This is a genomic window from Streptomyces sp. NPDC041940, from assembly GCF_055589465.1.
Map to the genome: position 1 here is coordinate 37,263 of NZ_JBVJBP010000031.1, position 23,759 is coordinate 61,021.

The window sequence follows — 23,759 nt, forward strand, 5'->3', positions numbered from 1 at the left end:
GGTGCCGGAACCCGCGTAATGACCGTACGGAGACCCCTTCTCCCTCGTGACGCCCTCGGGACGCGCCGCGCGTCCGCGAGATTCACGAGCTTCACGAGAGAACAGGGGGTCTCCTCATGACCGGTGCGAAGACGGCGGTCGAGTGGCTCGCATCCGCCGCACCCGACCCCGAGGCCTGCCGCTGGGAGTGGGAGCGCAACCCGCTCGGGGTCGCGCTGCTGCCGGCCGGCGGCGCCTGGGACGTGCTCATCCTGCCCGGCGAACTCGGCTACGCCACGCTCGACGTGCTCAGCCGCGTGCTCGACCGGCCGGGGCCCGTGCTCGTCGACTTCGGGGACGAGCGCATCGGGTTCTTCGTGCCGCCGGGCACCGCGGCTCGCTGGCTCGGCACGGGCATCAGGACGGCGGGCGCCGGCACCTGGATCGTCGTGCCGTACCCGGGCCGTTCCTCACCCGGCGGCGTCCGCTGGCTGGTCCCGCCGGACGGCTCGGGCATGCTGACGGACCCGACGCTGCTGGAACTGGCGATGCACGAGGCGGCGGCCTGGCTGGCCACGCAACGGGACGACTAGAGCTTGGGCCTGGGGCCGGGACTCACCGCGGCTGCCCGGCCGTTCCTCGCCTGAGAAGCAGCCACAGCGAGGAGAGCAGCACCGCGCACAGGCACCAGCTGGCCGCCACGTCCAGTGGCCAGTGGTAGCCGCGGCGGACCAGGCCGTAGCTCGCGCCGAGTACGAGGGCGACGCAGACGGCGACCAGGGCGCCGCGGGCGAGGGGAGCGCGGAGCCGGGGGAGCAGGAGCAGGGTCGAGCAGCCGTAGGCGATGGCGGCCGTGGCGGTGTGGCCGGAGGGGTAGTAGCCGGTGCCGGGCGGCACGGCCGGGGTGCCCGGGCGGTCCGTGAGGTCCTTCAGCGGGATGATCAGCGCCGGGACCAGTGCCATGAGGAGGGCCGCGGCGGTGACCGGCAGCCACCAGCGTTCCGTACGGCGGGTTCGCAGGGCGACGTATCCGAGGGCGACGGCGAGGACCGGGACCGCGACCTGGACATTGCCTAGGTCGGCGAGGAGTTCGGAGTAGCGGTCCGGGTGGACCAGTTCGCGGCTGGCGCGTTCGTCGAGGCGGATGAGCGGGCCGTCGGCGACGACCTGCCAGGTGATCAGGACGAAGAGCAGAGCCGGGAGGCTGAGCAGGAGGGCCAGGACGCGCGAGTATGTCGCGGTGGGCTCGTCGCGAACCTGGTTCCCGGAGATCGGCATGGGACACAGCTTGGCACGGGCACGGATGTTCCTTGTCCACCCCGCGCGACCCCCGTGGAGGATCACGTGAACCAGCCGGAGAGCGACGACGGCCTCTTCGACCACTGTCCGTGGCTCTACGCCGAGCAGGCGTCGCCGGCGCAGCGCGCGGCACAGGAGCAGCGCCGGAAACGGCTCCTCGCGGGGGCCGGTGAGGTACGGCTGGGCGAGGGCTGCTTCGTCGCGGAGACGGCCGCCGTGTACCCCGAGCACCTGGACCTGGGCGACCGCTCGTACATCGCGGCCCACGCGTACGTCACCGGCGACATACGCACCGGCGCCGACTGCACGATCAACCCCTTCACCGTGGTGCGCGGCACCGTCACCCTCGGGGACGGCGTACGCGTCGGCGCCCACAGCTCGTTGCTCGGCTTCAACCACGGGACCGCGCCCGGCCTGCCGGTCCACCGGCAGCCGGTCACCAGCCGAGGGATCACGATCGGCGACGACGTGTGGATCGGCTCGCACGTGGTCGTCCTGGACGGCGTCACCATCGGCGACCACTGCGTCATCGGCGCCGGCGCGGTCGTCACCAAGAACCTGCCCGCCTGGACAATGGCGGCCGGCAACCCGGCCCGCCACATCAGGGACCGCCGAGAACCGCGCGAAACGGGGCCTGGCGGTGGGGCAGAGGGGAGCGCGGCGCCCGGCGGTGCCGCAGCGGTACCTGCGGTGCCGGGCGGCGCGGTTGGGGGAGGTGTGGTGCCGGGCGGCGTGGCAGGGGAAAGTGTGGTGCCGGGCGGTGCGGTACGGGAAGGTGCGGTGCTGGGCAGCGCGGCGCAGGACAGGGCTGTGCCCGGCGGTGCGGTACCGCGCGGTGGGGATCAGCGGCCCGCCGACGACGTGCTCGGTCACGCTCCCCGGGCCCCGCACGGAGTGGCACCCCGCCCCGCCGGCACCCCCGCCCTCGTCGAGGCGCTCTCGGGCTTCGCCGGGGCCGCCCGTGCGCAGGCGGTCGAGGTGCTGGACCGCTGCTGGCGGCCGGACACCCTCCGGTTCGCCGACCGGCCCGGCGCCGAGCCCACCGTGCGGGCGCAGTGCGACGCCGTCGAGATCGCCGACCTCCTCCTCGGGGACGCGCCGCCCCAGCTGCCCGCCGCCGAGCACGTGGCACGACTGCGCGGCCTCCAGGACCCGGCCACCGGCCTGATACCCGAGTACGGCGCACCACCGCCACTCCCCGGCCCGGCCGGAGTGCCGGACGACGGGCCCCCGGCCTATCACGTGCTGTGCGTGGGGTACGCGCTGGACCTGCTCGGCAGTTCCTTCGCCCACCCCGTCCACGCGGTCCGCCGCACCACCGCGGAGCAGCTGGTCCCCCACCTGGCCCAACTGCCCTGGCACGACCGTGCCTGGCACGCCGGCGCGTGGGTCGACTCCTGGGCCACCGCCGCGCACTGGAACCTGCGCCTCGGCGTGGAAGCGGCCGCGCCCGGGGCGCTGGAGGCGCTGTTCGGCCGGCTGCACACCCGGGTCGACCGCCGTACCGGCATGTGGGGTTCGCCCACACCGCGGGACGGACACCTCCAGCCGGTCAACGGCTACTACCGGCTCACCCGCGGCTCCTTCGCCCAGTTCGGCCTGCCCGTGCCGTACGCGGAGCGCGTGATCGACACGGTCCTCGCCCACGCACGCGACCCCCGCCACTTCGCGCCCGGCCGCGAGAACGCCTGCAACATCCTGGACGTCATCCACCCCCTGTGGCTCTGTGCCCGGCAGACCACCCACCGCTCCGAAGAGGCCCGCTCCTGGGCGGCGGCCCAGCTCACCGCCGCCCTGCGCCGCTGGCATCCCGGCCAGGGCTTCGCCTTCGGCCCGGCCCCCGACGGCACCGGCCCGGGCCGCGACCCCGGCCTCCAGGGCACGGAGATGTGGCTCGCGATCATCTGGCTGCTCGCGGATGTCGTCGGTGTCGCCGACGCCCTGGGCTACCGCCCGCGTGGCATCCACCGCCGGGAGCCCGCTCTGCCCGGCTGACTGTCAGTGCCGGGTGCCAGACTCCCGGCATGACCGAACCCGGCCCGAAAGCCGACCTGCTCCGCTACCTCCAGGACGCCCGCGACGCCCTGCTCTGGAAGCTCGAAGGGCTCTCCGAGTACGACATCCGCCGCCCGCTCACACCGACCGGGACCAACCTGCTGGGCCTCGTCAAGCACGTCGCCGGGGTGGAGCTGGGGTACTTCGGCGACACGTTCGGGCGGCCGTACTTCGTCGAGGAACCGCCCCCGAGCTGGTGGTACACCCAGGACGCCGAACCCAACGCGGACATGTGGGCCACCGCGGACGAGTCGCGCGAGCAGATCGCCGGGCTCTACCGCACCGCCTGGGAGCACGCGAACCGCACGATCGGGACGCTGGCACTGGACGCGACCGGTCACGTCCCGTGGTGGCCCGAGGAGCGTCGGAAGGTGACGCTGCACCACATCCTGGTGAGAGTGATCGCCGACACGCAGCGGCACGCGGGCCATGCCGACATCGTGCGCGAACTCATCGACGGCAGTGTCGGGCTGACGAAGAGCGGCGACAACATGCCGGAAGGCGATCAGGAGTGGTGGGAGAAGCACCGGCGTCGACTGGAGCGCGTGGCGCGGGAGGCCGGTGACAGCTGATCGAGAGCCGATGGACGGCTGGAGGTCGGCCGCCCCGGAACAGGGGGGGTGGTTCCGAGGCGGCCGTCCGGACCGGAACGTCGCGCGCCCCGGGGGGTTTGGGGCGGGCGACCGTCCGATCGGTGAGGAGATCCAGAGCCACAGGCTCCGGTTGTGTGCGCGAGGGCACGACCAGGTCGAAGCTGGGGAGGCCCCGGCCTGATGTCACCCACAGTCCCCTGTGGGCGGGGGTGTATCTCTCATCTGGTTAGAACCTACGACAGGGGCAGGGCGGAGGACAGGCCGTAGGGCCGCCTGTCATCCACCTCGCACACCTTCTTCACACGCTCTGCCGCTCGCCGCCCCGGGAGCGGAACCCGGACGGCTCACCTGCCCCGGCGGCGGCTCAGATGCGCAACTGCCGTGTCAGATACGGGCGAAGGCCTGCTCGATGATGTCGAGACCCTCGTTCAGCAGGTCCTCGCCGATCACCAGCGGGGGCAGGAAGCGGAGCACGTTGCCGTAGGTGCCACAGGTCAGGACCAGCAGGCCCTCCGCGTGGCACGCCTTGGCGAGCGCGGCGGTCGCCTCCGGGTTCGGCTCCTTCGTGGCACGGTCCTTGACCAGCTCGATGGCGATCATGGCGCCGCGCCCGCGGATGTCGCCGACGATGTCGAACTTCTCGGCCATCGAGGTGAGGCGGGCCTTCATGACCGCCTCGATGTCCTTCGCCTTGGCGTTGAGGTCGAGCTCCCTCATCGTCTCGATGGAGCCGAGCGCACCGGCGCACGCGACGGGGTTGCCGCCGTAGGTGCCGCCCAGGCCGCCCGCGTGCGCGGCGTCCATGATCTCGGCGCGGCCGGTCACGGCGGCCAGCGGCAGACCGCCGGCGATGCCCTTCGCGGTGGTGATCAGGTCCGGGACGATCCCCTCGTCCTCACACGCGAACCACTGCCCGGTGCGGCAGAAGCCGGACTGGATCTCGTCGGCGACGAAGACGATGCCGTTGTCCGAGGCGAACTTGCTGATCGCCGGCAGGAAGCCCTTGGCCGGCTCGATGAAACCGCCCTCGCCGAGCACCGGCTCGATGATGACAGCGGCCACGTTCTCCGCGCCGACCTGCTTGCTGATCTGGTCGATGGCCTGCGCGGCGGCCTCGGGGCCCGCGTTCTCCGCGCCGGTCGGCCAGCGGTAGCCGTACGCCACCGGCACCCGGTAGACCTCGGGCGCGAACGGTCCGAAGCCGTGCTTGTACGGCATGTTCTTCGAGGTCAGCGCCATGGTCAGGTTGGTACGCCCGTGGTACCCGTGGTCGAACACGACGACGGCCTGGCGCTTGGTGTGGGCGCGGGCGATCTTGACGGCGTTCTCGACGGCCTCGGCGCCGGAGTTGAACAGGGCGCTCTTCTTGGCGTGGTCACCGGGGGTCAGCTCGGCGAGCGCCTCGGCGACCTCGACGTACCCCTCGTACGGCGTGACCATGAAACAGGTGTGGGTGAAGTCGGCGAGCTGGGCGGAGGCCCGGCGGACGACGGCCTCGGCGGAGGCGCCGACGGACGTCACGGCGATGCCCGAGCCGAAGTCGATGAGCCGGTTGCCGTCGACGTCCTCGATGATCCCGCCGCCGGCACGCGCCGTGAACACGGGCAGTACGGAGCCCACGCCCTGCGCGACCGCGGCGGTGCGGCGGGCCTGCAGTTCCTGCGACTTCGGACCGGGGATGGCGGTGACGACGCGGCGCTCCTGCGGAAGTGAGGTCATGCGGGGCTCCTGGGGTGGTGCGGACGGTGTGCTGCGGACGCTTGGCTTCTTTTCTCGCAGGCTAGGGCGGGTAAAGGAGGGTGGGCATGCTCCATGTGGGCGTTGTCGCAGGGGCGGCTTGTCCGGGGTGGACATGGCGCTCTGGTGGGCTGCTGCCCACGACCCGGCCGTGTAAGCGGTGAACTCCCCAGGGGAGGGCGTTAGATTGGCTCGCTGATGGTGGACGGAGCGGCTGGTCAGGGGGAAAGGGCGATGGACAGCGACGGGACGCAGGAGGCGCGGGGTACGCATGCGAGTCCCGTACCGCGTCCGGCGGGGGCGACGGAGGTGCCCTCGGCGCCACCGAACGGCCTCGGCGAGCCACCGGGCGGCCGGAGCGGGCCCCCGGAGGGACCGGCCGTGCCGCCCCGGCCCACGCGGGCTCCCGGGACCCCGCCGGTGCCCGACGGCTCGTCCTTCATGACCTGGCTGCGCACGCCCCGGCCCGACGCGGCGCCGGGCGTCTGGCGGTTCGGACACCGGCCGCGGCCCGCGGAGGAGCCCGAGGAGATCCCCGACCGGCAGTTGCTGAGCGGGGCGCTGATCGCCTTCCTGGTGGGGTGGCTGATCTGGTCGCTGCTGCAGAACGGGTACCTCGGCACCTGGTGGTGGGTGCCGTTCGACCTGATCGTTCCCGATGCCTGGCGCGGCGGCGACAGCGATCTCGGCGAGACCGGCACGTTCATCGTGTACCAGGGGTACGAGCTGCTCGTCGCCCTGGGGATCATGGTCGGGGTGGCCCGGCTCGGCCGCTGGGGAGAGGTGTGGCGCCGCTTCGTAGTCCCCCGCTTCCGCCGGCCGGAACCCCAGACGGCCCACCGGGACCCTCAGGACGATCCGGCCCAGTGGAACGAGCTCCGCGCCGCCGGAGCCGTCGACGCCGCCGAGCGGCTCGCCGCCGAGGCCCGCTCCGGGCTCATGCGGGACGTCGACCACGCCCGGATCCTCCGTGCCTGGCAGGGCGTGCGCACCGGACGGCACAGCCTCGCCACCTTCAGCTCCACCGTCCTGCGGGACGGCGCGGCAGCCTGCCTCCATCCCTCCGGGGAGCGCGACCTGCCGGCGCGCCTCGCCCGGCACGACCTCGTCACCGGCCAGGTGCGGCTGGGGACCACCGTCGACGACACCCGCAACCCGTACGCCTACCGGGGCGCGGGGCTCGGTCTGGGGCCCGATCTGCTCGGCACCTCGCTCGTGGCCGTCGGCCCCGCCGGGTCCGGCAAGACCGGTACCGTCGTCCGTCCGCTCGCCGAGTCGCTGTGTCTGCACGCGCTGGCCGGGCGGGCCGCCGTGGTCGTGGTCGGCGGGGCGGGCGCGGGGCTCGGGCCGGCCGACGCGTACGACGTCGTCGTAAGGATCGGGAACCAGGACTCCGAGTACGACCTCGACCTGTACGGCGGGACCGCCGACCCGGACGAGGCCGCCGCCGTGCTCGCCGAGGCACTCGTCGGGGACCTCGCCGATCCGCACCCGGGCAGTGACACCCGGCGCTCCACGACCGTGCTCGCCCAGCTGCTCGGACCGTTCCGTGCCGTGCACGGGCGTTTTCCCTCCGTACCGGAGCTGCGCCAGCTCCTGGACGGGGCGCCCGGGCCGTTCGCCGCGCTGCGGCAGGGGCTGCAGGACTCCGGGCAGGAGTCGCTGCTGCGGGAGCTGGACGCCAGGGAGCGGCAGATGGGGCAGCCCGGAGATGTCGGCGGGGTGCTCGCGGACCGGGTCGCGCTGCTGGACCGGCCCGCCTTCGCCTCGTTCTTCGACACGTCCGGGGCCACCAGGCCCTTCACCCTCAAGGCCCTCGACCACCCCGTGCGGGTGCGGATCGACCTGCCCGAGCGCGGGCACGCCGACGCCTCCCGGATGCTGGCGCGGCTGGTGCTCGCGCAGTTCTCGGCGAGTGTCGCGGTGCGCGAGGACCGGTCGCTGTTCGCCTGCCTGGTGCTGGACGACGCGACCGGTGTGGTGACGCCGGAGGCCGTGCGCGGCATCCAGCGGCTGCGCTCCGGCAACGCCGGTGTCGTGCTCACCCTGCGGACGCTGGACGACGTGGCCCGGCCGCTGCGCGGACCGCTGCTCGGGGCCACCGGCTGCCGGATGGCGCTGTCGGGGCTGACGCCCTGGGACGGGCAGGACTTCGCCGAGGTGTGGGGCAAGGAGTGGATCGAGGCCCGGGACGTCACCGACCGGCAGATCATCGCCGAGACCCCGGCGGGCAAGGCCGTGCACATGCTGCGCCGGGTCATCACCGGCAAGGCGCCGACCGCGCGGGCGGTGACCGTGCGGCAGGTCGAGCGGGAGCGCTGGTCCGCGTCCGAGCTGGCGCACGGCGTACCGGCGGGGCACGCGGTGCTGTCGCTGACCGATGTGAAGGGCGAGCACGCGCCGCCGCTGCTGGTCGACCTGCGGGGCTGACGTCTGCCGGCACCGGCGCGGTACGCGGGGACCGTACGGTGAGGCAGAATCGTCACAGGTCGTTCATACGTGAAGGCCAAAAGAGCACAAAGATCACACAGCACCACACAGCCCTGACGCAGACATGAAGGCCTCATGCCCCCGACGCTCGCCTCGCTCGTCCACCACTCCGCGCTGAAACTGACCGTGCGGGCGGGCGAAGACCGCCTCGACGTGCCGGTGCGCTGGGCACACGTCAGCGAGCTGGCCGACCCCGTGCCCTATATGGAGGGCGGGGAACTGCTGCTGATGACCGCGCTCAAGCTGGACGCCGAGGACCCGGAGGCCATGCGCCGGTACGTGCGGCGGCTGGCCGGGGCCGGAGTGGTCGGGCTCGGCTTCGCCATAGGCGTCAACTACGACGAGACGCCCAAGGCGCTCGTCGACGCGGCCGGGGAAGAGGGTCTGCCGCTGCTGGAGGTGCCGCGCCGCACCCCCTTCCTCGCCATCAGCAAGGCCGTGTCCGCCGCGATCGCCGCCGACCAGTACCGGTCCGTCACGGCCGGGTTCGCCGCCCAGCGCGAGCTGACCAAGCAGGCGCAGACCGGCGGTCCTGAGGGGCTGCTGGCCGCGCTTGCCTCGCAGGTCGACGGCTGGGCGGCGCTGTACGACGCCTCGGGCGCCGTCGTCGCCACGGCACCGGAGTGGGCCGGCCGGCGGGCCGCGCGGCTCACCGGCGACATCGAGCGGCTGCGGGAGCGGCCCGCGCCCGCCTCCTCGGTGGTCGGCGGGCCGGAGAACGAGGACCGGGTCGAACTGCACACCATCGGCACGGGCCGGCGCCCGCGCGCGGCCCTCGCGGTCGGCACGGCCGCCGCCCTCGGCACCGCCGAGCGCTACGCCGTCCACTCGGCCATAGCGCTGCTGACCCTGACCACGGAACGCTCCCGGTCCCTCCAGGCCGCCGAGCAGCGCGTCGGCGCGGCGGTGCTGCGCATGCTGCTGGCCGGGGAGCCGGACCACGCGCGCACGGTCGCCGGGAGCCTGTACGGCGGACTGCTGGACGCACCGTTCCGGATGCTGGTCGCGGAGCGGGTGCCGGTGTCGGCGTCGGCCGCGCTGACCCGTGCGGAGACCCGGGCGGGCGGATCGGCCGTCGACCGGCCCTCCGCCGCCGCGCTCGCGGCGGCCGACACCGGCGGCGACCCCCTCGCGGCGCTCGCCGACGTCATGGAGTCCGCGGCGGCCCGGGCCGGCGAGGCCGTCTTGGTGGTGCCCGAGGGGGAGCGGCTGGTGGTGCTGGCCGCGGACCGCGGTGCCGCCGCCGCGGCCTGCGGGGAGTACGCGGCAGCCCTGGAGGCGGCCCGGGCGGGCGTACGCGAGAAGGCGCCCGGCGGGGAGGAGGCCGAGCTGGTCGTGGGCCTGTCGGCACCGGCCGGGCCCATCGCCGCCTCCGCCGCGTACAAGCAGGCCGGGCAGGCCCTGTCGGTGGCCCGGCGGCGCGGGCGGGTCCTGGTGGAGCACGAGCAGATGGCGGCCGGATCCGTGCTGCCGCTGCTGGCGGACGACGCGGTGCGGGCCTTCGCCGACGGGATGCTGCGGCCGCTGTACGAGCACGACGCCACGGGCCGCGGCGACCTCGTCGCCTCCCTGCGCGCCTGGCTGTCCCGGCACGGCCAGTGGGACGCGGCGGCGGCCGACCTCGGCGTCCACCGGCACACCCTGCGCTACCGCATGCGCCGCGTCGAGGAGATCCTCGGCCGCTCCCTGGACGACCCGGACGCCCGGATGGAGCTCTGGCTGGCCCTCAAGGCGACCACCACGGAACCGGCCCCGCCCGCCAAACCGTAGCGTTCACGGCCGGTACTGCTACACCTTGGATAAACGCCCTTCGGCCACCCCGCCCCTACCGTGGGTACCCGCAGTACAGGACCACCCCCGACGTCGAAGGGCCGGAACCCGGACATGACTTCCACCCACGCCTTCTGGCTCGCCGGCCGTCAGGCCACCGGCGAGGACACCTTCGACGTCAGCTCCCCGTGGGACGGGCGGCTCGTCGGCAAGGTGAGCGTGCCGACGGACGCGCAGGTCGAGGAGGCCGTGGCCGCCGCGTACGCCGTGCGGGACGAGTTCGCCGCCACCCCCGCCCACGTACGGGCCGCCGCCCTCGACCACGTCAGCAAGCGTCTCGTCGAGCGCACCGAGGAGATCGCGCGGCTGATCTCCGCCGAGAACGGCAAGCCCCTGAAGTGGGCGCGCGGCGAGGTCGGACGGGCCGTGTCCGTCTTCCGGTTCGCCGCAGAGGAGGCCCGGCGCTTCAACGGCGGTGAGGCCCAGCGTCTCGACACCGACCTCGGCGGCCAGGGCCGGCTCGCCCTCACCCGCCGCTTCCCGAAGGGCGTCGTGCTCGGCATCGCGCCCTTCAACTTCCCGCTCAACCTCTGCGCCCACAAGATCGCCCCGGCCATCGCCGCCGGTGCGCCGATCATCCTCAAGCCGGCCCCGGCCACCCCGCTGTCCGGCCTGATCATCGGCGACCTGCTCGCCGAGACCGAGCTGCCGGCGGGCTCCTGGAGCGTCCTGCCCGTCGCCAACGACAAGATGCCGGCCCTCGTGCGGGACGAGCGCCTGCCCGTCATCTCGTTCACCGGCTCCGAGAAGGTCGGCTACGCGATCATGGAGTCGGTGCCGCGCAAGCACTGCACCCTGGAGCTGGGCGGCAACGGCGCGGCCGTCGTCCTCGCCGACTGGGCGAGCGACGAGGACCTGGACCGGGCGGCGCAGCGCATCGCCACCTTCTCCAACTACCAGGGCGGCCAGTCCTGCATCTCCGTCCAGCGCGTCATCGCCGACGCCTCGGTCTACGACCGGCTCCTGCCGCGCGTCGTCGCCGCCGTCGAGGCCCAGGTCACCGGCGACCCGGGTGACGACGCCACCGACGTCGGCCCGCTGGTCAGCGAGGACGCCGCCCGGCGCGTCGAGACGTGGGTCCAGGAGGCCGTTGACGCCGGTGCCGCGCTGCTCACCGGCGGCAAGCGGGACGGCGCCTCGTACGCGCCGACCGTCCTGGCCGACGTACCGGCGGACACCACGATCTCCTGCGAGGAGGTCTTCGGACCGGTCCTCACCGTGCAGAAGGTGAACGGCGAGGCCGAGGCCTTCGCCGCCGTCAACGACTCCAAGTACGGCCTCCAGGCGGGCGTCTTCACGCACGACCTCCAGACCGCCTTCCGTGCCCACCGGGCCCTGGAGGTCGGCGGAGTCGTCGTCGGCGACGTGCCGTCCTACCGTGCCGACCAGATGCCGTACGGCGGCGTCAAGCAGTCCGGCGTGGGCCGCGAGGGCGTGCGGTTCGCCATGGAGGACTACACCTACGAGCGCGTGCTGGTCCTGACGGGGATCGACCTCTAGCCCCGACCGCTCTAGCACATGGGAACCATTTTCATATAGGCTCGGCGAAGAGGCCCGGCACCGATGCCTTCCGGTGTCGGGCCCCTTCTGTGCGCCGGCCTGCTCCGGACCCTCAACCGGAGAAGCCGACGTGCGCGAGCCGCAGCGGGCCGCGCAGCCTGAGGTGGACGTCGTGCACGCCCGCGGCGGCGACGGACGCGCCGAGCGGGACGTAGTCGTACGGGCCCGATGTGGGGCCGGCGGTTGACAGCACCGCGAGCGCCGGGCCGCCGTCGAGGGACACCTCGACCGTGCCCTCGCCGGCCACCTCCACCGTCACCTCGGTGATGCCGCGCCCGAAGTCGCAGTCGCGGTAGACCAGTTCACCCGCGGACCCGCCCACCGGCGTCACCGCGTCGCCCGACACCTTCGTCCGGTCGACGATCTCGATGCCGCTCTGCTCGTCGAAACCGGCCACGGCCAGCCCGCCCGCGACGACCGCGCGCGGCAGGGTGGGCTCGCCCTCCAGCGTGACGGTCGTCCGCAGCCGGACGTCCTCGCTGGAGGCCCCGGCCAGCAGCTCGTACGCGCCCGGCTCCACGCGCCACCGGTCCTGCGCGACGTCCCAGAACGCGAAGGCGGTCAGCGGAACTTCGAAGCTCAGCTCGGCCGCGGCGCCGGGGGCGAGAGAGACGCGCCGGTGGTCCAGCAGCTCGCGGCGCGGACGCGGCACGCACGGGTCGACGGCCCGCGTGTAGAGCTGGGCGACCTCGTCGGCGGCGACGTCACCGGTGTTCGTGACGGAGAACGAGACGTGCAGCATGCCGTCCCCGACCCGGGCCGTCAGGCCGTCGTACGCGAACGACGAGTACGACAGGCCGTGCCCGAACGGGAACAGGGGCGTGCCCTCGAAGTACAGGTACGTCTGGCGGGAGCCGATCACGTCGTAGTCGAGGAGGCCGGGCAGAGCGGCGTCGTCGGCGTACCAGGTCTGCGGCAGGCGGCCGGCCGGGGAGACGTCGCCCGCCAGCACACGGGCCAGGGCGGTGCCGGCCGCCTGGCCGCCGTGCGCGGTCCACAGCACGGCCGGGAGACCGGCCGGGTCGACGGCGTACGGGTAGGCGGAGACCAGGGCCAGTACGGTCGCCGGGTTCGCCGCGCGGGCGGCCCGCAGCAGCCGCTCCTGGTGCTCCGGCAGACGCAGGGTCGTACGGTCCTCGGTCTCACGGCCGTTGATGTGCGGGTCGTTGCCCGCGACCACCACGACCACGTCGGCCGCCGCGGCGGCCCGCGCCACCGCGTCCTCGCCGCGCTCGGCGACAACCAGCTCGAACACCTCGGGATCTTCCTCGGCAACCTTCACGCCGTCGGCGGAGACACACACGTGGCGACCCGTCCCCACGTGCTTCAGGAGGTGCCCGCTCTCGTGCGGTTCCAGGCGGAACGTCTCCTGGACGATCCAGCCGCCCGGCTGGTCGGCGGAGGCGCGGACCCGGCCGTCCTCGGCGACCGAGAGATAGCGGCCGTCGGGCGCGCGCAGCGTCAGGACGCCCGCACCCCAGTCGGCCAGCGCCAGTTCGGTGCCGGTCGCGTCGGTGGTCAGCGGGGGCAGGTCGGTGCGGCCCGCGAGCAGCGCCGGGTCGAGCGCTCCCTCGGCACCGCGCACCTCGTCGGCGGCGTCCTCCGCAACCGGCACGTGCAGGAACGTGCCCGCGGAGGTCTTCAGCCGGACCCGGTCCACCCCCTCCGCGAACTCCACCCGCTCTGCGCCGAACCGCTCGTACAGCCCCTCCAGCGGGGTCGAGCGGTGGATCAGCGTGCCGCTGTACCAGTCGAGCTTGCACTCGTCGGCGAGCAGGCCGGCCACGGCGATCCGGGTGTCCGGGGCGAGCGGCAGCACCCCGTCGTTCTTCAGCAGCACGACCGCCTGCTCGGCCGCCTCCCGGGCGAGGGCGCGGTGCCCCGGGGAGTCGAACTCGCTGGTGGCGTGGTGCGGGTCGTACTCCGGGTCGAACTCGCCGAGGCGGAAGCGGACCGAGAGCTGGCGGCGGACCGCACGGTCGAGGTCGGCCTCGGTCAGCAGACCGCGCTCCAGGGCACCGCGCAGTCGCCCGGTCATCTGCGAGGAGTCCGTGCCGTGGTCGGTGAAGCTGTCGACGCCCGCCACCAGGGAGGCGGCGGTGGCCTCCTCATGGGTGTCGAAGTAGTGCTCGGAGTCGACCAGATTGCTCGGCGCGCCCGCGTCCGAGCAGACCAGCAGCTCCTCGTCGGTCCAGGACCGCAGCTGCTCGCCGAGGTGGGGGGAGACGTGGTTCGGCCGGCCGTTGACCAGGTTGTACGCGGGCATCACGCCGGCCACCGCACCCGCCTCCACGGTCTCGCGGAAGGCCCGCAGGTCGTACTCGTGCAGCACGCGCGGACGCACCGAACTCGACGTCGTCGACCGGTCCGTCTCGTTGTTGTGGGCGAGCCAGTGCTTCAGCACGGGCGCGGTGCGCCAGTAGGTGGGGTGGTCGCCGCGCAGCCCGTGCGTGTAGGCGGTGGCGATCGCCGAGGTGAGCTTCGGGTCCTCCGAGTAGCCCTCCTCGTTGCGGCCCCACAGCGGGTGGCGCAGCAGGTTGACCGTCGGGGCCCACACGTTGAGCCCGACCCGGTCGTCCTTGGCGCGCATCGCGCGGACCTCCTTGGACACCGCGTCGCCGACCCGCCGCACCAGCTCCGGGTTCCAGGTGGCGCCGAGACCGACCGCCTGCGGGAACACCGTCGCCGGGCCCATCCACGCCACGCCGTGCAGGGCCTCCTGGCCGGTGCGGAAGGCGGCGATGCCGAGGCGCCCGACGGCGGGTGCGTACTGGTGCAGGAAGGCGGTCTTCTCCTCCCGGGTGAGCCGCGACAGGAGGTCGTCGATCCGCTTCGCGAACGGCAGGCGCGGATCGCGGAACGGCGGCGTGGGCGGCGTGTGTGCGGTCACGTGGGATTCCCTTTGCGATGGAGCGGCGAGACGCTTTCGAAGCGCTTCGATGCTGGTTCGACGTGGGGGTGGGTGTCAAGACACCTCGGCGCAACAACTCCGACCCTGCGGCGCGATTCCAAGCGCCATTCGTGTCAGATCGCGATCGTGCACACCTCGGGAGAATCTTGGAATCGCCCCTTGTGCACCCCTGGGTGTTCACTTAATCTCGCAGCAACATCGAAGCGCTTCGACTGTGAAGTCCGCCACCCGGTGGTGCGCATTCCTCGTCACTCGTCGGAGTATCGCTTCGGCTCAGCCAGTTCCACTCGAGACACCGCAGCCGACGGCCCTCCGCCGGGTGTCCTGGTGTGCCATGAAGGGTTGACGCAATGACGCCGAACGCCGCCTCCGCCTCCTCCGGACCGAGCCGGAGATCCTTCCTCGCCTCCACTGCGGTCGCCACCGCGGCCGTGGCGGGCGGGATGCCGTTGCTCGCCGCCTGCGGCGGTTCGGACGGCGGATCGCGGGACGGCACCACGTCGGGGAAGACGGCGAAGAAGCTGCTGCCGGCGTACGTCGCCAGCAACGTGGTGACGCCGGACATCCCGTCCAAGCACGGCTCGGCGATGGGCTTCACGAGCAAGCTCGCCCTGTCCGACCTCAAGGCCTCGGTGCCGAAGAAGCTCGGCAAGGGCAGCGCCATCAAGATCATGTCGCCGTTCTGGGGCACCCCGCCGAAGGGCGACAACGCCTACTACCAGGCGATGAACGACCTGATCGGCGTCGACATCTCCTGGCAGAACCAGGACGGCATGACCTACGACGAGAAGCTCGGCGCGGTCCTCGCCTCCAGCGAGGTGCCGGACGTCGTGGTCATCCCCAGCTGGAACATGGGCGGCAAGATACCCAGCGCCATCATTTCCAAGTTCGCCGACCTCGGCCCCTACCTGTCCGGGGACGCGGTCAAGAAGTACCCGAACCTCGCCGCCATTCCGAGCGGCGCCTGGCAGTACTCCATCTTCGGCGGCAAGCTGCGCGGTCTGCCCCAGCCCGCCCCCTCCGTCACCGGCATCGTGCCCTTCTACCGCGAGGACGTCTTCGACAAGGAGGGCTACGACCTCCCGAAGTCCCCGGACGAGTTCCTCGCGCTCGCCAAGGAGATCAGCCGGCCCAAGGCCAAGGTATGGGCCTGCGACGACATGAAGTGGTCCGCCTTCAACTTCTTCGGTGTGCTCTCCGGCAGCGAGAAGCCGCTCGGCTGGAACCTGACCGACGGAAAGATGATCTACCGGGTCGAGACCGCGGAGTACCTCGAGGCGCTGGAGTGGACACGCAAGCTGTACTCGGCGGGTGTGGTCCACCCTGACGCGAAGGCGGTCCAGGGCACCGCGGGTGACCGGTTCACGGCCGGCCAGGTCCTGATGTACAACGACAACATCACGTCCTGGTGGGGCAAGATGGCCGAGCAGGCGGGCCAGAAGACCGACTTCCGCATCTCCGGCATGGACATCTTCGGCGCCGACGGCGGCGACCCCACGCTGTGGGCCGGTTCCCCCGCGGGCATCTTCGCCTTCGTCAACAAGAAGGCGTCCAAGGCCGTCGTCGAGGACATCCTGGCCGCCGCCAATGTCACCGCCGCCCCGTACGGCACCAAGGAGTACATGCTCACCAACTACGGGGTAGAGGGCACGCACTACACCGTCGAGGACGGGGTGCCCACCAAGAACGACAAGGGCAACCAGGAGGTCGTGAACGCCTACGTGATGCTCGCGAGCCCCGCCCCGACCATCGCGCACCCGGACTTCCCGGACATCGCGAAGAAGCAGGTGGAGTGGCAGCAGCGGATGGGCGCCTTCACCAAGAAGTCCACCTTCTGGGGCATGCAGATCACCGAGCCCGCCCGCTACACCAACCTCTCCAATGACTTCGAGCAGTTGGAGGACGACGTCGTCCGCGGCCGCAAGAAGATCAGCGATGTGCAGCAGGCCGTCGCCGAATGGAAGAAGCAGGGCGGCGACAAGCTGCGGGACTGGTACCAGAAGCTGCACGACACCAACGGTTCCGCACAGTGACCAGGCGCTGAGGCAAGGAGTAGGCCGTGTCCCACAGCACGGTGCCTCGCAGCAGGGCCGAGGCGAAGACGAGTGAGGAAGCCCGCGGGGGGACGGACGTCCCCACCGGGGAGCGGCCGGGGAAGAAACTCTCCGGCAAGGTCAGCCTGAGGCTGCGGCTGCGCCGCGACCGCACCCTGATCCTGATGACCCTGCCGGCCATCGCGCTGGTCCTGGTCTTCAACTACATACCGATCCTGGGCAACGCCGTCGCCTTCCAGGAGTACGACCCGTACGTCAGCGACAACGGCTTCGTCGCGATGCTGGAGAGCCCCTGGGTGGGCCTGGAGCAGTTCGAGCGGATCTTCGCGGACTCGGCGTTCTGGGACGCCGTGCAGAACACCCTCGTGCTGTTCAGCCTCCAGCTGGTGCTGTTCTTCCCGATCCCGATCGTGCTCGCGCTGCTCATCAACAGCGTGATCAGGCCCCGGGTGCGGGCGGTGTCGCAGGCGATCCTCTACCTGCCGCACTTCTTCTCCTGGGTGCTGGTCATCACCGTCTTCCAGCAGATCTTCGGCGGCGCCGGCATCATCGCGCAGACCCTGCGCGAGCACGGCTACGAGGGCTTCGACCTCATGACCGACCCCGGGATCTTCAAGTTCCTGGTGACGGCGGAGGGCGTCTGGAAGGACGCCGGCTGGGGCATCATCGTCTTCCTCGCCGCGCTCGCCTCCGTGAGCCCCGACCTCTACGAGGCGGCGGCCATGGACGGGGCCGGGCGCTGGCGCCGCATGTGGCACGTCACGCTGCCCGCGCTGCGGCCCGTGATCGCCCTGCTGCTGGTGCTGCGGGTCGGTGACGCGCTCACCGTCGGCTTCGAGCAGATCCTGCTGCAACGCGACGCGGTGGGACCGGGCGCGTCGGAAGTCCTCGACACCTATGTGTGGTGGAACGGCGTCCGCAACCAGGACTTCAGCTACGCGGCGGCCGCGGGGCTCGTCAAGGGCCTGGTGAGCGTGGCACTCGTCCTGGCCGCGAACAAGGTGGCCCACTTCATGGGCGAGCAGGGGGTGTACAAGAAGTGACCACCGTCATGGACAAGGCCGCCGTCGAGGAGGCGGCGCGCGCACCGCGCTGGTGGGAGGCCCCGCCGAGACCCGTCTGGGACGACGAGCCGGGCAAGGCCGGGATCGCCGGCAAGGGCATCGTCCTGGCCGGTGCCTGCCTCGCCGTCCTGTTCCCGCTGTGGATCGTCGTCGTCACCAGCCTCTCCTCGAAGCGGACCATCACCGAGGCCGGCGGACTGGTGATGATCCCGAAGGACATCACCTTCATCGCCTACCAGGAGCTGCTGAGCGGCGGGCAGGTGACCCGGGCCGCGATCGTCAGCGTGTGCGTCACGCTGGTCGGCACGGTGTTCTCCATGACGGTGTCGGTGCTGGCCGCCTACGGCTTGTCCCGCAGCGGTTCGCTCGGGCATCGCTGGCTGCTGATGACGCTGCTCGCGACGATGTTCTTCGGGGCCGGGCTCATTCCGACGTATCTGCTGGTGCAGTCGCTCGGACTGACGGACACGTATCTCGCGCTGATCCTGCCGAGTGCGGTCAGTGTCTTCAACATCCTGGTGCTGCGCGGGTTCTTCATGGGGATCTCGTCGGAACTCGTCGACAGTGCGCGGATCGACGGGGCGGGGGACTGGCGGATTCTCTGGCAGATCGTGATGCCGCTGTCCCGGGCCGTCATCGCGGTGATCACGTTGTTCTACGCGGTCGGTTACTGGAGTGCCTGGTTCAACGCGTCGATCTATCTGAGCAACCAGGACATGATGCCGTTGCAGAACGTCATGATCCAGCTGGTGCAGAAGCAGGAGGCGCCGGTGGGGGTGAGTCAGGCGATCAAGACCGGGCAGATTTCCGCGCTGGCGATTCAGATGGCCGTGATGGTGATGGCGTTGCTGCCGGTTGCTGTGATCTCGCCGTTCGTCCAGAAGCATTTCAAGAAGGGCATGCTCACGGGCGCGGTCAAGGGCTGACCGCAGGGCTTGTCCGCAGTTCGTTGTCCGCGGCTGCGTCGTGGTTGTTCGCGCAGTTCCCCGCGCCCCTGAAAAAGGGCATCTCCCTTCCCCGTCTTTGCAAGAACCGAGGTACGCCATGCCCACATTCCACCTCAGCAGACGTTCCGTGCTGGCCGGGACCGCTGCCGTCGCCGCGGTCGTCTCCCTTCCGTTGATTCAGGGGCGGGCGGAAGCCGGTACGCCCGCGAAGGGCGGATACCGCTGGCGCAACGTCGTCCAGGGCGGCACCGGATTCGTCACCGGCGTGCTGTTCCACCCCTCCGTCCGCGGCCTCGCCTACGCCCGTACCGACATCGGCGGCGCCTACCGCTGGGACGACCGCACCGACCGGTGGATCCCGCTGACCGACCACATCGGCTGGGACGACTGGAACCTGCTCGGTGTGGAGGCCATGGCGGTCGACCCGGCCCACCCGAACCGGCTGTACCTCGCCCTCGGCACATACGCGCAGTCCTGGGCCGGCAACGGGGCCGTGCTGCGGTCCGAGGACCGCGGTGCCACCTGGAAGCGCACCGACCTGACCGTGAAGCTCGGGGCCAACGAGGACGGGCGTGGCTGCGGGGAGCGGCTGCTCGTGGACCCGAGGGACAGCGACACCCTATGGCTCGGCACCCGGCACGACGGACTGCTCAAGTCGACCGACCGGGGTGCGACGTTCAAGGCCGTGAGCTTCCCGGCGGCCCCCAGCGCCACCGGCCAGGGCGTCACGCTCCTGGTCGCCGCCGGCCGCACCCTCTATGCCGGCTGGGGCGACTCCGACGGCACGGCCGGCAAGCCCGGCCTCTACCGCACGTCCGACGGCACGACCTGGGAGGCCGTCCCGAAGCAGCCCACCGGCCCCGCCGCCAAGGTGCCGGTCCGGGCCGCCTACGACCGGCACACGCGCGAGCTGTACGTGACGTACGCCAACGCGCCCGGCCCCAACGGTCAGTCCGACGGCAGCGTGCACAAGCTGCGGACGACGGACGGGAAGTGGACCGAGGTCACTCCGGTGAAGCCCGGCGGGCCGACGGAGGATGGCGGGACCGACTCCTTCGGGTACGGCGGTGCCGCGGTCGACGCCCGCAGGCCCGGCACCGTCGTCGTCTCCACCAACAACCGCTGGGCGCTGGTCGACACCCTGTACCGGACCACCGACGGCGGCCGCACGTGGAAGTCCCTGAAGGACAAGGCTGTCCTCGACGTCTCCGAGACGCCGTATCTGACGTTCGGGGCCGACAAGCCCAAGTTCGGGTGGTGGATCCAGGCGGTCGCCCTTGACCCGTACGACTCCGGGCACGTCGTGTACGGCACCGGCGCGACCCTCTACGGCACCCGCGATCTCAAGCGCTGGGCGCCGCAGATCCGCGGCCTGGAGGAGGCGTCCGTCCGCCAGCTGCTCTCGCCTCCGTCCGGGGAGGCGCACCTGATCAGCGGGTGCGGGGACATCGGTGTGATGTACCACGAGCGGCTCACGGCATCGCCGAAGCGCGGCATGGCGTCGAACCCGGTGTTCGGCACCTCGACCGGCCTCGCGCAGGCCGCGGCCAAGCCGTCGTACGTGGTCAGGGCCGGGTGGGGCGACCATGGCAACGGCGCCCAATCGAACGACGGCGGCAAGACCTGGGCGCCCTTCGAGGCCCAGCCGCCCATGGCCAGGAGCGCGCCGGGGCCGATCGCCACCAACAGCGACGGCAGCGTGCTGCTGTGGTCCTTCGGCACGGCCAACCCGGGATACCGCTCGGCGGACAACGGCGCCACCTGGACCGAGGCCACCTCCTTCCCCAAGGGCGCCGTCCCGCTCGCCGATCCGGTCGACTCCAAGCGCTTCTACGCCTTCGACACCACCACCGGCACGCTGTTCGCCAGCACCGACGGCGGCCTCACCTTCTCGGCCCGGGCCACCGGCCTGACGTCGGGCGACACCGAGTTCCAGCTGGCCGTGACGCCCGGCCGCTCCGGCGACCTGTGGCTGAGCCTGAAGTGGAACGGCCTCTACCGCTCCACCGACGGGGGCGTCACCTTCGCCAAGGTCGGCAGCTGCTGGGCCTCGTACACCCTCGGCTTCGGCAAGGCCGCCGAGGGCGCCTCCTACCCGGCCCTCTACATGGTCGGCTCCACCGAGAGCAGCACCGCCGTCCACCGCTCCGACGACGAGGCGAAGACCTGGACCCGGATCAACGACGACCGGCACCAGTGGGGCTGGACCGGCGCGGCCGTCACCGGTGACCCGCGTGTGTACGGCCGGGTCTACATCGCCACCAACGGACGCGGTGTGCAGTACGGGGAGCCCGCCTGATGGCCGAGCGACAAGGGCCCGCCCTGAGCGACGCCACCCGGGGCCGGCTCCTCTTCGGCGGCGACTACAACCCGGAGCAGTGGCCGGAGGAGACCTGGCACGAGGACGTCCGGCTGATGAAGGCCGCAGGCGTCAACTCCGTCACCCTCGGCGTGTTCTCCTGGTCGAAGCTGGAACCGGAGCCCGGGGCACGGGAGTTCGGCTGGCTGGACACCCTGATGGACCTGATGCACGAGAACGGCGTCGGGGTCGTCCTCGCCACCCCCACCTCCTCGCCCCCGCCCTGGATGGGCCGGCTGCACCCCGACACCCTGCCCGTCACCGAGGACGGCCGCACCGAGTGGTGGGGCGGCCGCCAGCACTTCTCGCACTCCAGCGCCACCTACCGGCGCTGTGCCGCCGCCATCACCGAGGACCTGGCCGCCCGCTACGGCGGCCACCCGGCCCTGACGATGTGGCACATCAACAACGAGTACTGCACCTTCGACTACGGCGACGAGGCCGCCGCCTCCTTCCGGAGGTGGCTGCGCGAGAGGTACCGCACGCTCGACGCCCTCAACGAGGCCTGGGGCACCGCCTTCTGGAGCCAGGGCTACGACACCTGGGACGGCATCCTGCCGCCCCGTCTGCCCCACTACATGCGCAACCCCGGCCAGGTCCTGGACTTCCGGCGCTTCACCTCCGACATGCTCCTGGAGTGTTACGTCGCCGAGCGGGACATCGTCCGGCGCCACACCCCGCACCTGCCGGTCACCAGCAACTTCATGCCGCTGTGGTTCGGCCAGGACGCCTGGCGCTGGGCGGGGGAGGAGGACGTCGTCTCCGTCGACCTCTACCCCGACCCGCGCGATCCGCTCGGCGCCCAGAACGGCGCCCTGGTGCAGGACATGACCCGCTCCCAGGCACGCGGGCCGTGGATGCTCATGGAACAGGCGGCCGGGCCGGTCAACTGGCGGGGCGTGAACCACCCGAAGCCCCGGGGCCTCAACCGGCTGTGGTCCCTGCAGGCCGTGGCCCGGGGCGCCGACGCCGTCTGCTACTTCCAGTGGCGGCAGTCCCGGCAGGGCGCCGAGAAGTTCCACTCCGGCATGGTCAGCCACGCAGGGGAGGACGGCCGTACGTACCAGGAGGTCAAGCGGCTCGGGGCGGACCTGGCGAGGATCGCCCCCGAGGTGACCGGCCGGCACATCACCGCGAACGTCGCCGTCCTGCACGACTGGAACGCCTGGTGGGCCGGTTCCCAGGACGGCCGCCTGTCCTCCCAGGTGGACTACCCGGACGTGCTGCGCGCCTGGCACCGGGCCCTGTGGCAGGCCCACCTCACCACCGACTTCGCGCACCCCGAGCACGATCTGACGCCGTACTCGATGGTCGTCGTGCCCCAGCTGTACGCGCTCACCGACGCGGCGATCGACAACCTCCTCGCCTACGCCCGCGGCGGTGGCACCCTGGTCTGCGGATTCCTGACCGGCGTCGCGGACGAGGACGACCGGGTGCGTCCCGGCGGCATGGACGCCCGGCTCCGGGAGCTGTTCGGGATCCGCACGCTGCACGAGTGGTGGCCGCTGGACGCGGGGGAGACCGTCGCCTGCGAGGGCTTCCGGGGCACGCTGTGGTCCGAGGAGATCGAGCCCGCCGACCCCGACGACACGACCCGCTACAAGGGCGGCGAACTGGACGGCATGCCCGCCGTCCTGCGCAAGGACCGCGCCTGGTACCTCTCCACGCTCCCGGAACCGGACGCGCTGCGCGACCTGCTGGCCCGGATCGCCGACGGCGCGGGCGTCCGGCCCGTGCTCGACGGCCTTCCCGAGCAGGTGGAGGCCGTACGCCGGGGCGAGCTGCTGTTCCTGCTCAACCACGGCCGCGAGCCGGTGACCGTCGAGGTCCCCGGCACCCACCACGACCTGCTGACCGGCACGGCCGTCACCGACCGGATCACCCTCGGCCGCTACGAGGCGGCGGTACTCCGGCGATGACCGAACCGCCCCCGCCCCCGCCCCCGCCCACGGCACCTGGCAGCCGCACCCGGCCGGGCCGCACCCACCGCGTCCTCACCCTGAGGGCGCGGTAGCTCCTACCCCATCCCCCCACCCCTGGAAGGGACCCCATGGCATCACGCACCCTCGGCAGGGTCACCAAGGCCCTGCTCGCCCCGGCCCTGGCACTCGGCGCGACCATCGCCCTCGCCTCCGCGCCCGCCTCCGCCGCCGTCTGGAACTCCTGCGACCAGTGGGGCAACACGAGCCTGAACGGCTACACGCTCTACAACAACATCTGGGGCGGCGGCGCCGGCGCCCAGTGCATCTGGGCCAACTCCGGCACCAACTGGGGCGTCAACGCCAACCACCCCAACACCGGAGGCATCAAGTCCTACCCGAACGCCAAGAAGGTGGTGAACAAGTCCATCACCTCGCTCGGGTCGCTCAACAGCAGCTACAACGTCACCGTCCCGTCGTCGGGCTCGTACAACACCTCGTACGACGTCTGGGACACGGACCACGACTACGAGATCATGCTCTGGGTCAACTACAACGGGGCCGTCGGCGCGCTCGGCAGCTACCAGGAGCGCGTCTCGGTCGGCGGCCACACCTGGGACGTCTACAAGGGCCGGGCCCAGCGGTCCGACGGTACGTACTGGGACGTCTTCTCGTTCCTGCGCACCTCCGACTCGACCTCGGGGTCCGTGCAGATCCTGCCCGTCCTGAAGTGGATCAAGGACACCAAGCGGTGGATGGGCAACGAGACCATCGGTGACGTCCAGTTCGGCTTCGAGATCACCTCGTCGTCCGGCGGCCTGGACTTCCGCGCCAACAGCATGAGCATCACCAGCAGCTGACCCGGAACGGGCCGGGGGGGGGGGGGGGGGGGGGGGGGGGGGGGGGGGGGGGGGGGGGGGGGGGGGGGGGGGGGGGGGGGGGGGGGGGGGGGGGGGGGGCGA

General features: G+C 72.0%; 15 protein-coding genes and 1 pseudogene. 12 read left to right on the forward strand and 4 right to left on the reverse strand.

Features of this window, described 5'->3' with window-relative positions; all coding sequences use genetic code 11:
• The first annotated feature begins 116 nt into the window (after nt 1–116).
• Nucleotides 117–572, forward strand: coding sequence for a bifunctional DNA primase/polymerase (locus ACZ6I3_RS36300; protein ID WP_469420565.1), 456 nt, complete (start codon nt 117–119; stop codon nt 570–572).
• Nucleotides 573–594: 22 nt separating this feature from the next.
• Here the strand turns inward: ACZ6I3_RS36300 and ACZ6I3_RS36305 are convergent, their stop codons facing one another.
• Nucleotides 595–1,257, reverse strand: coding sequence for a phosphatase PAP2 family protein (locus tag ACZ6I3_RS36305; protein ID WP_469420567.1), 663 nt, complete (start codon nt 1,255–1,257; stop codon nt 595–597).
• A gap of 66 nt (nt 1,258–1,323) precedes the next feature.
• Between ACZ6I3_RS36305 and ACZ6I3_RS36310 the strand changes: the two genes are divergently transcribed.
• Nucleotides 1,324–3,273, forward strand: a complete 1,950-nt coding sequence (locus ACZ6I3_RS36310) for an acyltransferase (protein WP_469420569.1) — start codon at nt 1,324–1,326, stop codon at nt 3,271–3,273.
• Between the two features lie 29 nt (nt 3,274–3,302).
• Nucleotides 3,303–3,905: a DinB family protein gene (locus ACZ6I3_RS36315; RefSeq protein WP_469420571.1), complete on the forward strand. Its 603-nt coding sequence runs from the start codon at nt 3,303–3,305 to the stop codon at nt 3,903–3,905.
• A gap of 26 nt (nt 3,906–3,931) precedes the next feature.
• On the opposite strand, the pseudogene ACZ6I3_RS36320 reads toward ACZ6I3_RS36315, so the two are convergent.
• Together ACZ6I3_RS36320 and gabT are read right to left on the reverse strand one after the other, a co-directional pair.
• Nucleotides 3,932–4,148 (reverse strand): annotated as a pseudogene (locus tag ACZ6I3_RS36320) (phosphatase PAP2 family protein); the annotation flags it as partial.
• Between the two features lie 162 nt (nt 4,149–4,310).
• The gene (gene gabT, locus ACZ6I3_RS36325) at nt 4,311–5,645 is read right to left on the reverse strand and encodes a 4-aminobutyrate--2-oxoglutarate transaminase (protein WP_469420572.1); all 1,335 of its coding nucleotides are present in this window, start codon (nt 5,643–5,645) and stop codon (nt 4,311–4,313) included.
• 252 nt (nt 5,646–5,897) lie between these two features.
• Between gabT and ACZ6I3_RS36330 the strand changes: the two genes are divergently transcribed.
• The 3 genes from ACZ6I3_RS36330 (at nt 5,898) to ACZ6I3_RS36340 (ending at nt 11,483) form a co-directional block, all read left to right on the forward strand.
• The gene (locus ACZ6I3_RS36330; protein WP_469420574.1) at nt 5,898–8,093 is read left to right on the forward strand and encodes an ATP-binding protein; all 2,196 of its coding nucleotides are present in this window, start codon (nt 5,898–5,900) and stop codon (nt 8,091–8,093) included.
• 135 nt (nt 8,094–8,228) lie between these two features.
• On the forward strand, nt 8,229–9,923 hold the full coding sequence (locus ACZ6I3_RS36335) for a PucR family transcriptional regulator (protein ID WP_469420575.1): 1,695 nt from the start codon (nt 8,229–8,231) through the stop codon (nt 9,921–9,923).
• Nucleotides 9,924–10,037: 114 nt separating this feature from the next.
• On the forward strand, nt 10,038–11,483 hold the full coding sequence (locus tag ACZ6I3_RS36340) for an aldehyde dehydrogenase family protein (protein WP_469420577.1): 1,446 nt from the start codon (nt 10,038–10,040) through the stop codon (nt 11,481–11,483).
• Between the two features lie 112 nt (nt 11,484–11,595).
• Here the strand turns inward: ACZ6I3_RS36340 and ACZ6I3_RS36345 are convergent, their stop codons facing one another.
• A complete protein-coding gene (locus ACZ6I3_RS36345; RefSeq protein ID WP_469420579.1) occupies nt 11,596–14,433 on the reverse strand; it encodes a glycoside hydrolase family 3 C-terminal domain-containing protein in 2,838 nt (945 codons plus the stop codon).
• 371 nt (nt 14,434–14,804) lie between these two features.
• On the opposite strand from ACZ6I3_RS36345, the gene ACZ6I3_RS36350 reads away from it, so the two are divergent.
• The 6 genes from ACZ6I3_RS36350 to ACZ6I3_RS36375 all read left to right on the forward strand — a co-directional run bounded on the left by ACZ6I3_RS36350 (nt 14,805) and on the right by ACZ6I3_RS36375 (nt 23,657).
• On the forward strand, nt 14,805–16,487 hold the full coding sequence (locus tag ACZ6I3_RS36350; protein WP_469420580.1) for a type 2 periplasmic-binding domain-containing protein: 1,683 nt from the start codon (nt 14,805–14,807) through the stop codon (nt 16,485–16,487).
• A gap of 26 nt (nt 16,488–16,513) precedes the next feature.
• Nucleotides 16,514–17,551, forward strand: a complete 1,038-nt coding sequence (locus tag ACZ6I3_RS36355; RefSeq protein ID WP_469420581.1) for an ABC transporter permease — start codon at nt 16,514–16,516, stop codon at nt 17,549–17,551.
• Between the two features lie 8 nt (nt 17,552–17,559).
• Nucleotides 17,560–18,498, forward strand: a complete 939-nt coding sequence (locus ACZ6I3_RS36360) for a carbohydrate ABC transporter permease (protein ID WP_469420647.1) — start codon at nt 17,560–17,562, stop codon at nt 18,496–18,498.
• 118 nt (nt 18,499–18,616) lie between these two features.
• Nucleotides 18,617–20,818, forward strand: coding sequence for a WD40/YVTN/BNR-like repeat-containing protein (locus ACZ6I3_RS36365; RefSeq protein ID WP_469420583.1), 2,202 nt, complete (start codon nt 18,617–18,619; stop codon nt 20,816–20,818).
• Nucleotides 20,818–22,797, forward strand: a complete 1,980-nt coding sequence (locus tag ACZ6I3_RS36370; protein WP_469420585.1) for a beta-galactosidase — start codon at nt 20,818–20,820, stop codon at nt 22,795–22,797. Before ACZ6I3_RS36365 ends, ACZ6I3_RS36370 begins: the two co-directional genes overlap by 1 nt.
• A 131-nt stretch (nt 22,798–22,928) precedes the next feature.
• Complete coding sequence (locus tag ACZ6I3_RS36375) at nt 22,929–23,657, forward strand: glycoside hydrolase family 12 protein (protein ID WP_469420587.1); 729 nt, start codon at nt 22,929–22,931, stop codon at nt 23,655–23,657.
• The last annotated feature ends 102 nt before the right edge of the window (nt 23,658–23,759 follow it).